Source organism: Aestuariivirga sp., assembly GCF_047600585.1.
In the GTDB taxonomy this organism is placed as follows: Bacteria; Pseudomonadota; Alphaproteobacteria; order Rhizobiales; family Aestuariivirgaceae; genus Aestuariivirga.
This window is the reverse complement of record NZ_JASGKP010000001.1, coordinates 1,410,047-1,427,206: the sequence shown is the minus strand read 5'-3', so window position 1 is coordinate 1,427,206 and position 17,160 is coordinate 1,410,047. Positions and strand designations below refer to the sequence as shown.

Here is a 17,160-nt window from a genome sequence, read left to right as displayed (position 1 = left end):
GCCTCAGCCGTAGATCGGGAAGCGCTTGGTGAGGGCCAGAACCTTGCTCTTCACCGCGGCTTCCACCTTGCCGTTCTTCTCCTCGCCATTCCTGGCGAGGCCGTCCAGCACCTCGATGATAAGGTTGCCGACCAAGCGGAACTCCGACTCGCCGAAGCCGCGCGTCGTACCTGCGGGCGAACCAAGGCGGATGCCCGAGGTGATCATCGGCTTCTCGGTATCGAAGGGAATGCCGTTCTTGTTGCAGGTGATATAGGCGCGGCCGAGGGCAGCTTCGGCCGCCTTGCCGGTGAGGCCCTTCTTGCGGAGGTCAACAAGCATCAGATGCGTGTCGGTGCCGCCCGTGGTGATGTCGCAACCGCCGCCCACCAGCGTGTCCGCCAGCACCTGGGCGTTCTTCACGACCTGCGCCGCATACTTTTTGAAGCCGGGCTTGAGCGCCTCGCCGAAGGCCACGGCCTTTGCGGCGATCACATGCTCGAGCGGGCCGCCGATGATGCCGGGGAACACCGCCGAGTTGATCTTCTTGCCGAGGTCTTCGTCCTTCGAGAGGATCATGCCGCCGCGGGGTCCGCGGAGCGTCTTGTGGGTGGTGGTCGTCACCACGTGGGCATGCTCGACCGGATTGGGGTGGACGCCACCCGCCACGAGGCCGGCGAAGTGGGCCATGTCGACGAAGAGATAGGCGCCGACGCTGTCGGCGATCTCACGGAAGCGCTTGAAGTCGATGACGCGCGGATAGGCCGAGCCGCCGGCGATGATCAACTTCGGGCGAACCTCCAGCGCCTGCTTGGCGATGGCATCGTAGTCGAGCTGCAGGTTGTCCTCGCGCACCTTGTAGGAGGCGACCTTGAACCACTTGCCCGACTGGTTGACGGGCGAGCCGTGGGTCAGATGGCCGCCGCAGGCGAGATCGAGGCCCATGAAGGTATCACCCGGCTGCAGCAGCGCGAAAAACACGCCCTGGTTCGCGGTGGCGCCCGAGTGCGGCTGCACGTTCGCATAGTTGGCGTTGAAGAGCTGCTTGGCCCGGTCGATGGCAAGCTGTTCCGACTGGTCCACATACTGGCAGCCGCCATAGTAACGGCGGCCCGGATAGCCTTCCGCGTACTTGTTGGTCATCACCGAGCCCTGGGCTTCCAGCACCGCCTTGGAGACGATGTTCTCGGAGGCGATCAGCTCGATCTCGTGTTGCTGGCGCAGCAGTTCGGACTGGATGGCCTTTGCCACCTTGGGATCGGCCTTGGCCAGCTTGTCGGAGAAGAACCCCGGGAACAGCGGCTTGACCTTGCCCGGCTTTTTGGACTTGGAGGCCTTCTTCGCCGCGGGCTTTGCGGCCTTCTTCACAGACTTCTTCGCCATGACAGGAATCTCCACAGAAAGGATTGATGGGCCGCTCTATACAACCTCGCGGCGTTCACGCCACAGCGAATTGCGACGGAAAATCAGACGGCGCGACGCCCTGCCCCAGGACCGTCCGTGGGCAAGGCGGCAGGAAACGCGTTCAGTTGGCGGCGGTCGCTTCGTCGGGCGCCGTCTTCTTCTTTACAGCGGCGGTGGGGCAACCGGCAGGCAGCTTGCCATCGGCGCCCGGCTTGCAATCCGGCTTGGCGGCAGCGGGCTTCTTGGCGGTGGTATCCGGAACGGTCTTTTCCGTGGAGGCTACTTTCTTTTCGGTCGCCTTCTTGTCGGTTGCCGCAACCTTGGCATCTGCCGCCGTCTTGTCGGTGGCCTTGGCGGCGGTCTTGCTGTCGCCCGGCTTCTTCTTGGCCGCTGTCTTGCAGCTGTCAGGAAGCTTGGCACCCGCGGCGACCTTGCACTCCGGCTTCACATTCTTTGAGGCGACCTTGGACTTGGCGTCCTTCTTCTGGGCGGATGCCTGGTCCTTGCGGTAGGCATCCCAGTCGAACAGGCCCTTCTTCGGCTTGCCGCCGGTCTTGGATGAGACCGTCGTCTTGCTCGTGGTCACCGTCTTCTTGGTGTCCGGAGCATTGGACTTGATGAACACGGCGCTCGCCGGTGCACCATCGCCACCGTCGTCGTTGTTCGAGGTGCTGAAGATCGATGGCCGCTTCTCGCCGGGCTTGCCCGGCTTCTTGCGGAAGCCGAACAGGCCGCCGCTGGCGTTGTCGTCTTCAACTGACGCCACGAGGCGCGGCAGCGGCTTCAGCACGAAGCGCTGGCCGTCCGGGCTCGTTTCACCGACCGGCATCGGCTGGCCGGTGATGAATCCCGTGCCGTCGAGTTCGTAAATGTCGTTGCGGAAGGCAACCGTGCCGCCCGTGGTCGGCCAAGCCGTGAGATAGGCAAAGCGGAGCTGCGGCGGCGTCAGCAGCTTGACGTCCTTGCGCTCCAGCGTTTCCGCGAGTGTCGATATCTGCGCTTCGCCGATACCGTCCTGGCCGTTCAGCACCCAGTTCACCAGCAGCGGCATGTTCTGCACGCGCACGCAACCCGACGAGAAGAAACGGTTGGCGGAATTGAACATCTGCTTCTCCGGCGTGTCGTGCATGTAGACGCCGAAGGGGCTCGGGAAGTTGATCTTGGCCGTAGCCATGGCGTTGTGCGGGCCCGGCTCCTGACGGAAGTGATAATCGTCCGGAATCGCCGTGCGCCAGTTGACGGAATCCGGATCGATCTCGGGGCCGCCAAAACCCTTGAACACCTTGATGTTCATTTCGCGCAGGATGTCGTTGCCGCCGCGCATCTTCGGAATGAGGTCACGCTCGACGATCGAGACCGGCGCATTCCAGTAGGGATTGAAGTTGATGTCCGACAGCGCCGCCATCACCACGGGCGACGGGCGCTCAGGGCGGCCGACGATGGCATTGTGCTTCGAGTACACCAGGCCGTTCTGCACCGTTTCGATCTGCTGGGCCGGAATGTTCACGATGACATAGCGGTCACCGAGATTTTCGGCATAGGCCTCGAGGCGCGGAATGTTGGCCTGGATCGCCGCAAGGCGGCGCTGGGCGGGGACGTTCAGTGCATCGATGGTCGGGCCATCGACACGGCCGGTGACGGCAAGACCCATGTTCTCCTGGAAGCGGCGCACGCCGGCTTCCGTGGCGGAGGTGAAGATCGAGGCGTACTCGCCCTCAGTCGCTTCCGGCCGCACATAGCCTTCCACGAACAGGCGGCGGTTGAGCGCGACAACGGCCTGCCCTGTCGAGCCCTTCTTCAGGCTGCTGCGGGAGATCTTCGGGAAGCCGCCGTCGGCGATGATCTGGCGATAGCGCGCTTCGGCGGCACGGAGTTCCGTGGCACCATCGGGCGTCAGCATCGGGGCGATGTTCTGGTCGGCAACGACGGCTGTCTCTGTGGTGGCCTTGCCGCCGCCGACGTTCGTCTGTTCGCCGCTGTTTGCGTTGGTGACGACGTTCTTGTCACGCTTGCGCGCGCCCAAGCGCTGCATGAAGTCTTCAAAACCGCTTTCTGCGCGGGCCGGACCGGAGATATGCCCAACTACGGGGATAACGCACGCTGCAAGGAAAACAGCTGCCAAAACACGGCCAAGGGACCGCCGCTTCACCGAAAACTGAGCCATTCCGTATTGCCTACTTTCAATTCGCCACACCGTTTGTACGTCATTATCACCCGGGTGGGTCGCCGTCAAAACGCGACTGGAGAACGGCCAAAACAGGGCAGATTCGCGGCGAATGGGCCCTCTTCGGGCAAAATCCGGCGGGTTGAGCCGGGAAAGGCATCCCATTTCCACTGAAGTGATGCAGATCGGCAACACTGAAAAGGCCCCGCAGGGCGAAACCTGCGAGGCCTTTCAAGGATTTGCAACTTTGCGTATGCCCTGAATTACAGGCGATACAGGATCTGGTCCGTCCAGTAGCGCTCGAGACGGGTCAGGGCCTTGTTGATGCGCTCGAACTCGTCAACCGAGAGGCCGACCACTTCTTCCACAGCCTGGAGCTGGCGGTTGTAGAGGGCGTCCACGCGGCGGCGCACTTCCTGGCCCTTGTCGGTCAGGCTGATGCGCACCGAGCGCTTGTCGTTGGTCGAGCGTTCGTGGTTGACGTAGCCGGCTTCCACGAGCTTCTTGAGATTGTAGGAGACGTTCGAACCCTGGTAGTGCCCGCGGGTCTTCAGTTCGCCGGCCGTCAGTTCAGCATCCGAGATGTTGAACAGCAGCAGCGCCTGAACCGGGTTCACTTCCTTTTCACCGGTGCGTTCGAAGTCGTCCTTGATCACGTCGAGAAGACGGCGATGCAGACGCTCGATCAGGGTGAGCGATTCGAGATAACGGTTCTTGATGTTCTGACGCTTCGCCTCGACCGGCTGCAGGGCCAGATTCCCCATAACTTGAGTATTCATGTTGACCACCTATTTCCTGTTGGCAGGAGCGGCTTCTGTTTTTTGAATGTCCGCTTCCCGTATGTGGCCAAACTAACCCCGCCCGTTTAAGGCGGGCTGAACAGTCTCGGTAAATTTGGACTTACATTTTCTCTTTTGCGCATTGAATTAGCTGAGAGTTTACAGGGGCTTTTCAAACGATGTGAATCAAAGGTGACCAGGCTTTCAGGGAGCCGGAAGGCCCGAAAACCGCCCCGAACCTAGCAGGCGCCCCGTGCCGCCCGGGCTTCCGCCGCCTTCAGGAGCGCCTTGACAGCGGCCTTTCCGCCAGCCGCAACGGCCTGGCGGTGCTGGCGGAGAACCTTGGCATAAAGGGCGTTTACCGCCGGGAACGAACGGTTCCGGCAACGCAGTTCACGGTAATAGGCTTCAGCCGTCACGGCATAACCGGCCATCGCGCCAGAGGCGGGCTTGGGATCGGCTTTATCGACCGCTTTCACCTTGGGTGGCTTCGCCGCAGGTTTGGCCGGCGGTGGTTCGGTGGCCTGCGCCAGCATCGCGACTTCGGCAGTGGGTTCTGCAGTTTTCGTAACCGCCTTCCGCTCTTCGGTCTTGGGCGGCGCGGCGGCCGGCAACGGGGCCACCGGTGCCGGCGCCATGCCCGCCGTGGCCGACATGGCCACGCGCAGCGTATCACGCACCACCTGGGCGCTGGCCGGATCGCAGGCCGCCGATGTGCCGCTGGCCCGGCCCGTACGGATCGCCTTTCGGGCAGCCTCGACGGAGCGCAGTTGCGCCAGAGACAGTTCGGCCCGGGCAACGAAGCCAGTGAGCGCATCACGTTCGGTCTTGCTCAGAACATTACAGCGGTTGTCGACCATCCAGGCATGCGCCAGCATTTCCGCCGCGCGCTCCGGGCCGATGGCCTCGGCTTGCGCAGAAGCACTCCCCCACACCACAGCCAGCGCCGCGACAACAGCCACCCGTCTCATGCCGATCCCCACTCGAAGTCCCATCTCACTGTCATCCTGCCCGGACATGCTTAAGGTTTGCCCAATGCCTCTCGCCTGCAACCACGGCCTTGGTTAACAGGCGATTGCGCAGCAGTTGCCCTTGCAGCGGTTGTCAGCCAAGAATGCCGCCCATGGTTCTGCGTACCCTGCTCATCGCCGCCCTCTTTGCCGTGTGCCAGCCCGCGGCGGCGAGCGAGATCATCCTGCCCCGACTGAAGCCGACGAGCCCAGTGGCGAACCCCGTGCTGAAACCGGTGCTCAAGCCCGTTCTGAAACCTGCGCCTGAAGCGGACCCTCCCGCCGCGGAGGCCGATGCAGCGCCCCCCGCCAAACCGAAACCCGTCGCCATCCACTTTCCGGGCGGCAACGGCGGCTGGCCCGATGATGTCGTGAAGGCCGCCCAGGCCGATTGCCGGAGCCGCCTTGCCGGTCTCGACATCGACTTCGAGCCCATGGCCCCCATCGGCAGCGAGGGCGGTTGCGGCACGCCCGGCGCCATCCTGATCAAAGCCATCGACGGCGTGGAGATCGACCCGCCCGCCGAAGCCAACTGCGAACTCGCCGAAGCCCTGCATCACTGGATCGCCTGGTCGGTCAAGCCTGTCGCCAAGGCGAGCCTCGGCAAGCGGCTCACCGTTGTCCATAACGCCTCGGCCTACGCCTGCCGCTTTCGCAACAACGCCTCCTCCGGAAAGATCAGCGAGCACGCCAAGGCCAACGCCCTCGACATCTCCACCCTCGGCTTCAGCGACGACACCTCCACGAACATCAAGGGCGACTGGAGCGGCCTGAAGCGGCTCATCGGCACGGCGGGAGACTCCGACTTCCTCGCCCGCATCCGCCGCGATGCCTGCATCCGCTTCACCACGGTGCTGGGGCCGGGGTCCGATCCCTATCACGGCGACCACTTCCACATCGACCTTGCCCGACGAAAGAACGGCTACCGCATTTGCCAATAGCGGGGCACAACACGCCGCATTGGTATCACCCTCAAATCCTGTCTATAGCTTTGCCACCATGACCAGACCCTCTCCCGCCTACCCCGCCCTCCGCATGCGCCGGAACCGCAAGTCGCCCTGGGCCCGCGCCCTCGTGCAGGAAAACGTTCTCACCGTCGGCGACCTGATCTGGCCCATCTTCGTGATCGATGGGCAGGGCAAGGAAGAGAAGGTCTCCTCGATGCCGGGCGTGGTGCGCCAGTCGGTCGACATCGCAGTAAAGCGTGCCGAGGAAGCCGCGAAGCTCGGCATCCCGATGATCGCCCTCTTCCCCAACACAGATTCATCGCTCCGCACCGATGACGGCCGCGAAGCCTGTAATCCCGACAACCTCGTCTGCCGCACGGTGCGCGCCATCAAGAAGGCAGTGCCCGAGATCGGCATCATGTGCGACGTGGCGCTCGATCCCTACACCGCCCACGGTCACGATGGCCTGATGCAGGATGGCCGCATCGTCAACGACGAGACCATCGCCACGCTGATCCAGCAGTCGCTGGTGCAGGCGGATGCAGGCTGCGATGTCATGGCGCCCTCCGACATGATGGACGGCCGCATCGGCGCCATTCGCGAGGCGCTGGAAAAGAACGGCCACCAGGACGTTCAGATCATGGCCTATTCGGCCAAATATGCCTCGGGCTTCTACGGTCCCTTCCGCGATGCGGTGGGCTCGGGCGGCAAGCTCAAGGGCGACAAGCGCACCTACCAGATGGATCCCGCCAACACCGACGAGGCCTTGCGCGAAGTGGCGCTCGACCTCGCCGAGGGTGCCGACATGGTGATGGTGAAGCCGGGCATGCCCTATCTCGACATCGTCTCGCGGGTGAAGCGCGAGTTCGGCGTGCCGACCTTCGCCTATCAGGTCTCGGGTGAATACGCGATGCTGATGGCGGCGATCCAGAACGGCTGGCTCGATCCCGACAAGGTGATCACCGAATCCCTGATGGCCTTCAAGCGCGCCGGTGCCGACGGCATCCTCACATACTTCGCCATGGACGTGGCGAAGAGGTTGAAGGCAGCCTCGTAGATTTTCATTTCACTCCATGCCCGGCCTTGAGCCGGGCATCCAGCAATTGCGCGGCAAAAACTGGACGGCCGGGTCAAGCCCGGCCGTGGAGAGCAAATCAAACAGTTACTTCTGCAGCCGCGCGATCAGGCTCGAGGTATCCCAGCGCCTGCCGCCCATCTTCTGCACTTCCGAATAGAACTGGTCGACGAGTGCGGTGACCGGAAGATGCGCGCCGTTCCGCCGTGCCTCGTTCAGGCAGATGCCAAGGTCCTTGCGCATCCAGTCCACCGCGAAGCCGAAATCGAACTTGCCGGCGATCATGGTCTTGTGACGGTTTTCCATCTGCCACGATCCGGCAGCGCCCTTGGAGATCACCTCCACCACCTTCTCCATGTCGAGGCCCGCCTTCATGCCGAAGTGCACGCACTCGGCGAGGCCTTGCACGAGACCGGCAATGGCGATCTGATTGCACATCTTGGCAAGCTGTCCGGACCCGGAGGGACCCAGGAGCTTGCACATGCGCGCAAAATTCATGATCAGCGGTTCGGCCTTGGCATAGACATCGTCATCGCCGCCGCACATCACGGTGAGGACGCCGTTCTCCGCACCCGCCTGCCCGCCCGAGACCGGCGCATCGACGAAGCCGATGCCCTTCGCCTTGGCCGCGGCGTGAAGTTCGCGGGCCACATCGGCAGAGGCCGTGGTGTGATCGACGAAGATGCTGCCCGGCTTCATGGTGCTGAAGGCGCCGTCCTTGCCGATGGTGACGGAGCGGAGATCATCGTCGTTGCCCACACAGGCGAAGACGAAATCCGCGTCCTTCGCCGCGGCGGCAGGCGTCGGCGCCGAGGCGCCCTTGTGCTGGCCCACCCACTTCGCGGCCTTTTCGGATGTACGGTTGTAGACAGTGACTGTGGCCCCCGACTTCGCCATGAGATGACCCGCCATGGGAAATCCCATCACGCCAAGACCCAGCCATGCTGCCCGAACCGCCATCGCAATCTCCCCTTTGTTTCGTCTCAATACGGTGATCGAAGCGCCATAGAGCAGTGTTGACCCCAAGGCCAGAGGCCTTGCAGCTTTTCACGACACACGACATAGTAGCCGCCGAGGGACCAAGATTGACGATTGAACGCCGCAACTTTCCGCAGTTCTTCATCACTGCGCCAAGCCCCTGCCCCTACCTGCCCGACAGGATGGAGCGGAAGGTGTTCACGCATCTCGTCGGCCCCGATGCCCGCAGCCTCAATTCCCAGCTTTCCCACGGCGGTTTCCGCCGCAGCCAGAACATTGCCTACCGCCCGGCCTGCGACGGCTGCCAGGCCTGCGTCTCGGTTCGCGTTCCCGTCGAGAGCTTCAACTGGACCCGCAGCTTCCGCCGCGTGATGGCGAAGAACGCCGACCTGCGCTCCGCCGTGGTCAAGGCCGAGGCGACGAGCGAACAGTACTCCCTCTTCCGCGGCTACATCGATACCCGCCACGCCGAGGGCGGCATGGCCAACATGACGGTGCTCGACTTCGCCGCCATGGTGGACGACAACCTCGTTGACAGCCGCATGGTGGAATACCGCCTGCCGGCGGATCATCCCCACGCTCCCAACGAGCTCGTGGCGGCCGTTCTGCTCGATGTTCTGAGCGACGGCCTGTCGATGATCTACAGCTTCTACGAACCCACCCTGGAGGCCCGCAGCCTCGGCACCTACATTATCCTCGACAACATCCTGCGGGTGGGCCGCATGGGTCTGCCCTACGTCTACCTGGGCTACTACGTGCGCAGCTCCGACAAGATGGATTACAAGGCCCGCTTCCTGCCGCAGGAGCGCCTGACCAGCCACGGCTGGGAGCGGATCGAACGCGGCTGAGCCGCAACCGCACCCTAACCCAGCGTTGCAAGACTCTGACCTGACAGGTTAATTTCCACTCCTGCGTTAAACTTAACGGCCAAAATGGGTCGCTCCATGGCTTGAGACGCAGGGAAAAATTACGCAAAGTTCCTCCCATTGGGGAGACGTCATGAAGAAGTCTGGGTTGCCAAATCCCTTGGGTGCGGCGCGCGTAAGTGTCATGTTGGCGAACGAGCTCGCGGAAGCGGGCTTCACCTATCACACCTCCAGCGACATGAAGGCCTTCAACGACATGAAGTTGAAGTGCCGGGGCATTCCCGTCGCTCCCATGCACTACTACGAAACGGCGGTGTTCACCAATGAACGCGCCATGTGGACCAGCATCACCAATGCGGCGGGCGAAACCGTGGGGCTCCAGGCCTTCCGCTGCGACGAGATCGACACCAACCTCGCGGACTGGTGCGTCACCTACATGATCGGCGTCTACATGCGCCGTCAGGAACTGATGGTACCCACCCACGCCCTGCCGCCTGCCGGCAGCATTGCCGAACGGCTCACGGGCCGGCTCGTTTATCACGGTGAAATTTGGATCGACAAACAGATCAAGAACCGCAAGGTCTTCGAGCTCTTCGTCCGCCTCGGCCTCGTCCTCGCCCTGATCAAGTGGCGCCCCGAGGCGATCTGGGGCCTTGCGAGCGCCCAGATGGCCGGGCACGGCCATTTCACGCGCGTGGGCTACCCCGTGCTGGAGCGCGGCTTCCTGCGCTGGCAGTGGGCCTCCGAGGGCGTCGATCCGGTGGAATATCTGGTGGCAGTGGAGCGGTCATCGCTTGAGGCGATGGTCGAGGAGATCCTGTCTACAGGAGCTTTATGTCAACCGGGGCCAGATCCGAAATGACCTTCACCCGGCCCACGCCGTTCTGAACTTCGCCTTCCGGCAGGATGATGCGCTGGTAGCCGATCCAGCCCACCTCGCCGTCCGGCCGCACGAGAGCCGCCAGCACGTGGTCGTAGTGGGGCTTGCCCGATTGCAGCACGTCGAAATAGGACCGCGAGACGATGCGGTCGTAGTTGTGGCCGGTTTGGCACGGGAATGACACGGGCGAGACGCCCCAGATCTTGGCCACGAGCGAGTCGCGGCCGACGCTTTCCACCGTCACCAGCTCGCGGTTGGTGTCGATCACGCAGGTGATGGCAGAATCATCCGTACCCGGACCTTGTTCGAGGGCATTGCGCAGGCGCTCGCTCATGCCATCGGGCTTGGGATCGAAAGACGCGACATAGGCCCGCTCGGCGAAACGCACGTCGCTCTTGGCCAACAGTTCCTCGAGGCGGCGGCGGGCGTCGACAACGCTGTCCATGGTCTCTTCGAACCAGCCGGCGTTGAAATAGCGCAGCGTGACGGGCGGCACGCAGGTCGAGATGAATTCAGTGAGGAAGTAGAGCGAGGCCCAGTTGGCGCCGAACATCACCCAGCTGACGCTGGTGCCGCTGGGTCCTGTTTCCAGTTTGACCAGGCTGTGTTCGTGAAGGAGCTTGCGATCGGATATGAAACCGCCGTCAGGCCTTGTCGGCCTTTGACAGAACGTTCCCTTGTCGATCCACAATTCAAGATTGCTCATGAGTCCGCACGGCGAAGTGATTGCATCAGCGGTGACCCACCCAGAAAAAGGCCTCCTTTTCTGTTACTAATTGGCAAAGGGAAATAAGCGGTTAAAGTTTTGGCCGCATTTGTCGCAACTTGAGCGGCAGGGCTCGCCCCCGGATTGAGGCCGCTTCCGTCCTGCCCGCCGCCCCTTGCCATGGTTCAGCCGCCCACGAACTTGTTGTTCTTGGGGAAGCCCTTGGGCGGCAACCGGCCCGCCTGGGCCCGCTCGCCCTTCCACTCGCCCAAGTCGGTGACGTTGAACTCACGCCCCGAACTGTCGGACCAGGTCAGGCCTTCCTTCATCTTGAAGGCCCGCGCATCGCTCAGGCCGCCATCCTTGAACTTCTGCAGGCGGACACCCTTTCCGCGAGCCATTTCAGGTACTTCCGAGATTTTCAGGATGAGCATCTTGCGGTTCTCGCCGATCGTGGCGACGTGGTCGGAGCCCTCCGGCACCGGCACGCAGACCTGCGCCTCGACAGGTGCCTTCACGTTCAGCACCTGCTTGCCCTTGCGGGTGTTGGCCACGCACTCGTCTTCCGCCACGATGAAGCCGTCGGCCTCGCTCGAGGCAAGCAGCCGCTTTGCCCCGGGCTGGTAGACGAACAGCGCCACGATCTGGTCGGCGGCATCCACATCCGCGATGAGGCGCACCGGTTCGCCATGGCCGCGGCCGCCCGGCAGCTTCGAAGCATCGAGGGTGAAGAACTTGCCCGACGACGAGAGCAGCATGATCTTGTCGGTGGTCATGGCCTTCACCACGAACTTCTCGCGGTCGCCATCCTTGTAGGTGAGCCCCGATGTATCCTCGAGGTGGCCCTTCATGGCGCGGATCCAGGCCTTCTCTGAGCAGACCACGGTGATCGGCTCCTTCTCGGTCAGCATCTCCTCGAGATCGGCTTCCACGTCGGGGGCTTCCGCGAAGTCCGTGCGGCGGCGGCCGAGCGGCGTTTTCTTGGAGAACTTCTCCTTGATGCCCTTGATCTCCTCGCCGATCTTCGTCCACTGCAGCTCATCCGACTTGAGCAGGCCCTTGAGGCCCTTCTGCTCCTTGATGAGGGAGTCGTTCTCGCGGCGGATCTCCATCTCCTCGAGCTTGCGCAGGGCGCGGAGCCGCATGTTGAGGATCGCTTCCGCCTGCACGTCGGTCAGTTCGAAGCGCTTCATCAGCGCCGGTTTCGGCTCATCCTCCTCGCGGATGATGCGGATCACCTCGTCGAGGTTGAGATAGGCGATGAGATAGCCGCCGAGCACTTCCAGCCGCCGCGCGATTTCGGCGAGGCGGAAGTTGGTGCGGCGGACCAGCACCTCCTTGCGGTGATCCAGCCATTCGCGCAACACATCGCGCAGGCTCATCACCTTCGGCACCTTGCCGCCCGAGAGCACGTTCATGTTGAGCGGAATGCGCGACTCGAATTCGGTGTTGCGGAAAAGCTGCTCCATCAGCAGCGTGGCATCCACGTTCCGCGTCTTGGGTTCGATGACGATGCGGATGTCCTCGGCGGATTCATCGCGGATGTCGCCGATCAGCGGCAGCTTGCGATCCGTCATGAGTTCCGCGACGCGCTCGATCAGCTTCGACTTCTGCACCATGTACGGAATTTCAGTGACGACAATCTGCCAGCCGCCACGCCCCACGTCTTCCTGGCTCCAGCGGGCGCGCACGCGGAAGGCGCCCTTGCCCGTCTTGTAGGCCTCGATCACCGACTCCCGCGAGTCGATGACGATGCCGCCCGTGGGGAAATCGGGTCCGACGACAAACTGCGTCAGCTTCTCCACGCTGGCACCGGGCGTCTTGATCAGATGCAGGGCCGCATCGCACAGCTCGGCCGCGTTGTGGGGCGGTATCGACGTCGCCATGCCGACGGCGATGCCGGTGGCGCCATTTGCAAGAAGATTGGGGAATGCGCCGGGCAGCACCACGGGTTCCTGCACCGAGCCGTCGTAGTTCGGGCGGAAGTCCACCGTGTCTTCGTCGATGCCGTCGAGCAGCAGGCCCGCCACATCGGTCATGCGCGCTTCGGTGTAGCGGTAGGCCGCCGCACCATCGCCGTCGATGTTGCCGAAGTTGCCCTGCCCGTCCACCAGCGGATAGCGCGAGGAGAAATCCTGCGCGAGGCGCACGAGCGCGTCATAGATCGACTGGTCACCATGGGGGTGATAGCCGCCCATCACGTCGCCCACGATCTTCGCCGACTTCTTGAAGGCGGCGCTGGGGTCGAGCCGCAGAAGCCGCATGACGTGCAGCAGGCGGCGGTGCACCGGCTTCAGGCCGTCACGCACATCGGGCAGTGCCCGGTGCATGATGGTCGACAGGGCATATGCGAGGTAGCGCTCTTCAAGCGCCTGCTTCAGTTCCACGGGCTCGATGTCGGGGGCCCGGGGCGGGGGCGGAACGTGTTTGCTCATGATTCGCTGATTATAGCGCATCGTGCGGGCAAGAAGCTTCGCTCACGACGCAAAAGATGCGCAAAAACAAAGGAATGTCGGGGCATTTAAACCCGGACGACGATCACCTTCACGACCGGCTTCTTGCCCCACTGGGCCTCGGCAGCGCGGCGGATCGAGAGGCGCACCGTCTCCTCCACCGTCGGCGTATCCTTGCGGCGGGGCTTGGGCAGCGAGGTGTAGGCCTTCTCGGCGGCGACCATCAGCTCGTCCGACAATCCCTCCGGCACGCCATCGAGAATGATCGACACGTCATCGGCGAGGTCGAGGCGGTCATCCACCAGCACGGTTGCAATCACCATCCCGACGAAGGAGAGCTTGCGCCGCTGCTTGGCGGGGCCATCCACGCCGGGCACGATCAGGTTGCCATCCACGTGCAAGACGCCGGAGGGCGCCTCATCGATCAGCGCCGCGGGGCCGGGCGCCAGCCGCGCCACCTGCCCGTCCGCCACCACGAGCGTTTGCGCAATGCCCTTCTCGCTCCCGAACTTCGCATGGGCCCGCAAGTGCCGCGCTTCGCCATGCATGGGGATCAGCGCCTTGGGCTTCACCCAGCCATACATCTGTTCGAGTTCGCCCTGCCGGGGGTGGCCGGAGGAATGGATCGAGGGCACGTCCTCGCCGGTGATCACATCCACATCGAGGCGGGCGAGATTGTTGACGACGCTGCCCACCTCCTTCTCGTTTCCGGGAATGGTGCGGGCCGAGAAGATCACGAGGTCGCCCTTCTCGAGCGCGATGTTGGGATGGTTGTCCTCCGCGATGCGGGCAATGGCGGCGCGCGGCTCGCCCTGGCTTCCGGTGCAGAGCAGCATGATCTTGTCGGGCGGCAGGTAACCGAACTCACCCTCATCGAGGAAGGCGCCGGTGTTCTCGATCAGGCCACAGATGCGCGCCGCCTCGATCGTATTGCGCATGGCGCGGCCGGCGATCACCACCTCGCGGCCGTTGGCCCGCGCGGCGCGCACGGCGGAGGCGATGCGCTCCACATGCGAGGCGAAGGTCGTCACCGCCACGCGGCCCGGCGCATGGCGAATGATTTCAGCGAGCGTGGAAGACACTTCCGATTCCGAAATCGAGTTGCCCTCGCGCAGCACGTTGGTGGAATCGCAGATGAAGGCGTCCACGCCCTCCTTGCCGATCTCGATGAAGCGCTTCTCGTTGAAGGGCTTGCCCAGAACCGGCGTGCGGTCGATCTTCCAGTCGCCGGAGTGCAGCACCTTGCCGTGCTCGGTCTTGATGTAGAGGGCATGGGACTGCGGGATGGAGTGTGTGACCTCGACATACTCCACCGTGAAGGGCCCCGCCTTGAAGGGCTTGCCCGGCTGATGCACGATCACCGGCACCTCGCCATCGAGCCCGTGTTCCTTGAGCTTGAGCTTCAGCAGCTCTGCTGCAAATGGCGTGCAGTGGACGTCGCATTCGAGCTGTGGCCAGAGCCACGGCACCGCACCAATGTGGTCCTCATGGGCATGGGTGATCACAAGCCCGCAGAGATCGCGCTTGTTCGACGTGATGAAGCCCACATCCGGCAGGATCACGTCCACGCCCGGCTCGGCATCGCCACCGAACTTCACGCCGAGGTCGACCATCAGCCAGCTGCGTTCCTCTGCCGGCCCCACGCCATAGCAGTAGCAGTTCATGCCGATTTCGTTCGTGCCGCCGAGCGGCAGGAACACAAGTCCCTGGTCTTCTGATTTGCGGCGCTTTGCGCTCATGGGTCTGCCGTTGTGAAGGTTACATCGCCTGCATAGATGGTTTCTTGCCCGCCGTCTGCCGTTGTCACGATCAGGGCTCCGTCGCTGCCCAGCCCGCTGAAACGGCCAAGGATGGTGCGCGCCCCCTGCACCACCTGCACCGGCTGGTGCAGGCCATGGGCACGCTCGTTCCACGCCGCCATGATGGCGGCAAATCCGGCGCCCTCGCGCCACTGGGCAAGCCGTTCGGTGAGCGCCTTGGAATAGACCTCGAAGACAGCCGCCACATCCGCCGAGGGGGCAAAGCGCCCGAGGTGGGCCGTGCGGTAAGGCAATCCCTCCGGGCTGTGGGCCACGTTGATGCCGGTGCCGATCACCACCTGTCCGCCCTCTGCCGTTTCGCAGAGAATGCCCGAAACCTTGGCCCCCTGGAGCAGGCAGTCGTTCGGCCACTTCAGCCGCGCCGCATCCGCGCCGCAAAACGCCGCCACGGTGTCATGCACGGCAAGTGCCGTCACGAAGGAGACCTGCGGCACGGCGGCGGCGGATGCCGCAATCGGCAGCAGCAGCGAGGCATAGAGGTTGCCGGGCGCAGACACCCAGTTGCGTCCGAGGCGGCCCCTGCCCCCGGTCTGCTCATCGGACAGGACCCAGAGCGGCCCCCGCGTTCCGGCGGAGGCAAGGCGCTGGGCCTCGAGATTGGTGGAGTCGATCGTCGCGAAGCGGCGAACGGGAATGGTGCCGGTCACAGAGCCTCAGTGCAGCGACAGCGCGGCCGCCGCGGCGAGCGCCAGCAGCGGCTGGGCCACGACGACGAAGCCGAGCGAGAAGATGCCGGAGGCATAGGCCACCGTCTTCACCTCGCCATCCATGGCGTCAAAAGCCGGAGCGGGCTCGTCGAAGTAGATGGTCTTGACGATGCGCAGGTAATAGTAGGCGCCCACGACGCTGGCGATCACGCCGATGATGGCAAGGGCCCAGAGCCCCGCCTTCACCGCCGCCATGAAGACGAAGAGCTTGCCGAAGAAACCCGCCAGCGGCGGAATGCCGGCAAGCGAGAACATCAGCATGGAGAAGATGAAGGCCAGCCCCTTGTTGGTGCGGGCGAGGCCCGAAAGGTCCGAGATGGTTTCAACCGAACGTCCGTCGCGGCGCATGGCCAGCACGCAGGCGAACACGCCAACCGTGGTGAGCAGGTAGATCAGCATGTAGATCACAACGCCCTGCACGCCCTCGTCGCTGCCGGCGGCAAGGCCCACGAGCGCATAGCCCATGTGGCCGATCGAGGAATAGGCCAACAGGCGCTTGATGTTCGTCTGGCCGATGGCGGCGAAGGCACCCAGTACCATGGAGGCGAGCGAAACGAAGACAACGATCTGCTGCCAGTCCTTCACAATGGGCGCGAAGGGCCCGGTGAGAACTCGTATGAACAGCGCCATGGCCGCGATCTTGGGTGCCGCCGCAAAGAAGGCAGTGACCGGCGTGGGCGCGCCTTCATAGACGTCCGGCGTCCACATGTGGAAGGGCACCGCCGAGACCTTGAAGGCAAGGCCCGAGATGATGAACACGAGGCCGAAGATCACGCCGAGGCTCGAGCCCGTCTGGCCGAGCGCCGCGGCAATGGCGGTGAACTGGGTCGAACCGGTAAAGCCGTAGACGAGTGAGGCGCCATAGAGCAGCATGCCCGAGGAGAGCGCCCCCAGCACGAAGTACTTGAGGCCCGCTTCCGACGACTTGGAGTCGTCACGGTTGATGGCGGCGACCACGTAGAGGGCCAGCGACTGAAGCTCGAGGCCCATGTAGAGCGAGATCAGGTCACCCGCCGAAATCATCATCATCATGCCGGTGGTGGCAAGCAGGATGAGCACCGGATATTCGAAGCGCGCCATTCCGACCCGGCCGAGGAAGCGGCCGGAGAGGATGATGGCGATTGCCGAACCGCCCATGGCCAGCACCTTCATCAGGCGGGCGAAGTCGTCCACCACGAAGGAGCCACCGAAGGCCGTGACCTTGCCCGTGCCCGTGCCCCAGATCACCACCGACATCGATACGATGAGGGCAATCACGGCGCCGGAGGCCACCGTGCCGAAGGCCTCGCGGCGGCTGAACACGCCGAGCAACAGCAGCACCATCGCCAGCACGGCGAGCAGGATCTCCGGAGCAGCGGCGGCGGCATCAGCCTGTTGAAGGAAGGTCATCAT

General features: G+C 63.6%; 14 protein-coding genes. 4 read left to right on the top strand and 10 right to left on the bottom strand.

Features of this window, described 5'->3' with window-relative positions; all coding sequences use genetic code 11:
- Positions 1-3 precede the first annotated feature (3 nt).
- From glyA to QM801_RS06925, 4 genes are all read right to left on the bottom strand, one after another.
- Positions 4-1,362, bottom strand: coding sequence for a serine hydroxymethyltransferase (gene glyA, locus QM801_RS06940; protein ID WP_415018477.1), 1,359 nt, complete (start codon positions 1,360-1,362; stop codon positions 4-6).
- A gap of 142 nt (positions 1,363-1,504) precedes the next feature.
- On the bottom strand, positions 1,505-3,415 hold the full coding sequence (locus tag QM801_RS06935; protein WP_415018476.1) for a L,D-transpeptidase family protein: 1,911 nt from the start codon (positions 3,413-3,415) through the stop codon (positions 1,505-1,507).
- Between the two features lie 395 nt (positions 3,416-3,810).
- A complete protein-coding gene (gene ldtR / locus QM801_RS06930) occupies positions 3,811-4,311 on the bottom strand; it encodes a transcriptional regulator LdtR (protein WP_415020902.1) in 501 nt (166 codons plus the stop codon).
- A 254-nt stretch (positions 4,312-4,565) separates the two neighbouring features.
- Entirely contained in the window at positions 4,566-5,321 is a 756-nt protein-coding gene (locus QM801_RS06925) for a hypothetical protein (protein ID WP_415018475.1), read from the bottom strand.
- A 128-nt stretch (positions 5,322-5,449) separates the two neighbouring features.
- On the opposite strand from QM801_RS06925, the gene QM801_RS06920 reads away from it, so the two are divergent.
- Together QM801_RS06920 and hemB are read left to right on the top strand one after the other, a co-directional pair.
- Positions 5,450-6,277: an extensin family protein gene (locus QM801_RS06920; protein ID WP_415018474.1), complete on the top strand. Its 828-nt coding sequence runs from the start codon at positions 5,450-5,452 to the stop codon at positions 6,275-6,277.
- 58 nt (positions 6,278-6,335) lie between these two features.
- Positions 6,336-7,340 (top strand): porphobilinogen synthase, encoded by a 1,005-nt coding sequence (gene hemB / locus QM801_RS06915; protein ID WP_415018473.1) that lies wholly within the window; start codon positions 6,336-6,338, stop codon positions 7,338-7,340.
- A gap of 105 nt (positions 7,341-7,445) precedes the next feature.
- Here hemB and QM801_RS06910 read toward each other — a convergent pair whose 3' ends face one another.
- Positions 7,446-8,318: an NAD(P)-dependent oxidoreductase gene (locus tag QM801_RS06910; protein WP_415018472.1), complete on the bottom strand. Its 873-nt coding sequence runs from the start codon at positions 8,316-8,318 to the stop codon at positions 7,446-7,448.
- Between the two features lie 125 nt (positions 8,319-8,443).
- Between QM801_RS06910 and QM801_RS06905 the strand changes: the two genes are divergently transcribed.
- Positions 8,444-9,184: an arginyltransferase gene (locus QM801_RS06905; RefSeq protein WP_415018471.1), complete on the top strand. Its 741-nt coding sequence runs from the start codon at positions 8,444-8,446 to the stop codon at positions 9,182-9,184.
- A 202-nt stretch (positions 9,185-9,386) separates the two neighbouring features.
- Complete coding sequence (locus QM801_RS06900; protein ID WP_415018470.1) at positions 9,387-10,064, top strand: hypothetical protein; 678 nt, start codon at positions 9,387-9,389, stop codon at positions 10,062-10,064.
- Here QM801_RS06900 and QM801_RS06895 read toward each other — a convergent pair.
- The 5 genes from QM801_RS06895 to nuoN all read right to left on the bottom strand — a co-directional run bounded on the left by QM801_RS06895 (position 10,024) and on the right by nuoN (position 17,160).
- Complete coding sequence (locus tag QM801_RS06895; RefSeq protein ID WP_415018469.1) at positions 10,024-10,788, bottom strand: hypothetical protein; 765 nt, start codon at positions 10,786-10,788, stop codon at positions 10,024-10,026. The genes QM801_RS06900 and QM801_RS06895 overlap by 41 nt on opposite strands.
- 185 nt (positions 10,789-10,973) lie before the next feature.
- The gene (parC, locus tag QM801_RS06890) at positions 10,974-13,223 is read right to left on the bottom strand and encodes a DNA topoisomerase IV subunit A (RefSeq protein WP_415018468.1); all 2,250 of its coding nucleotides are present in this window, start codon (positions 13,221-13,223) and stop codon (positions 10,974-10,976) included.
- A gap of 86 nt (positions 13,224-13,309) precedes the next feature.
- Positions 13,310-14,980, bottom strand: coding sequence for a ribonuclease J (locus QM801_RS06885; RefSeq protein ID WP_415018467.1), 1,671 nt, complete (start codon positions 14,978-14,980; stop codon positions 13,310-13,312).
- Positions 14,977-15,708 (bottom strand): biotin--[acetyl-CoA-carboxylase] ligase, encoded by a 732-nt coding sequence (locus tag QM801_RS06880; RefSeq protein ID WP_415018466.1) that lies wholly within the window; start codon positions 15,706-15,708, stop codon positions 14,977-14,979. The genes QM801_RS06885 and QM801_RS06880 overlap by 4 nt, the downstream gene beginning before the upstream one ends.
- Positions 15,709-15,714: 6 nt before the next feature.
- Positions 15,715-17,160, bottom strand: coding sequence for an NADH-quinone oxidoreductase subunit NuoN (gene nuoN, locus QM801_RS06875; protein ID WP_415018465.1), 1,446 nt, complete (start codon positions 17,158-17,160; stop codon positions 15,715-15,717).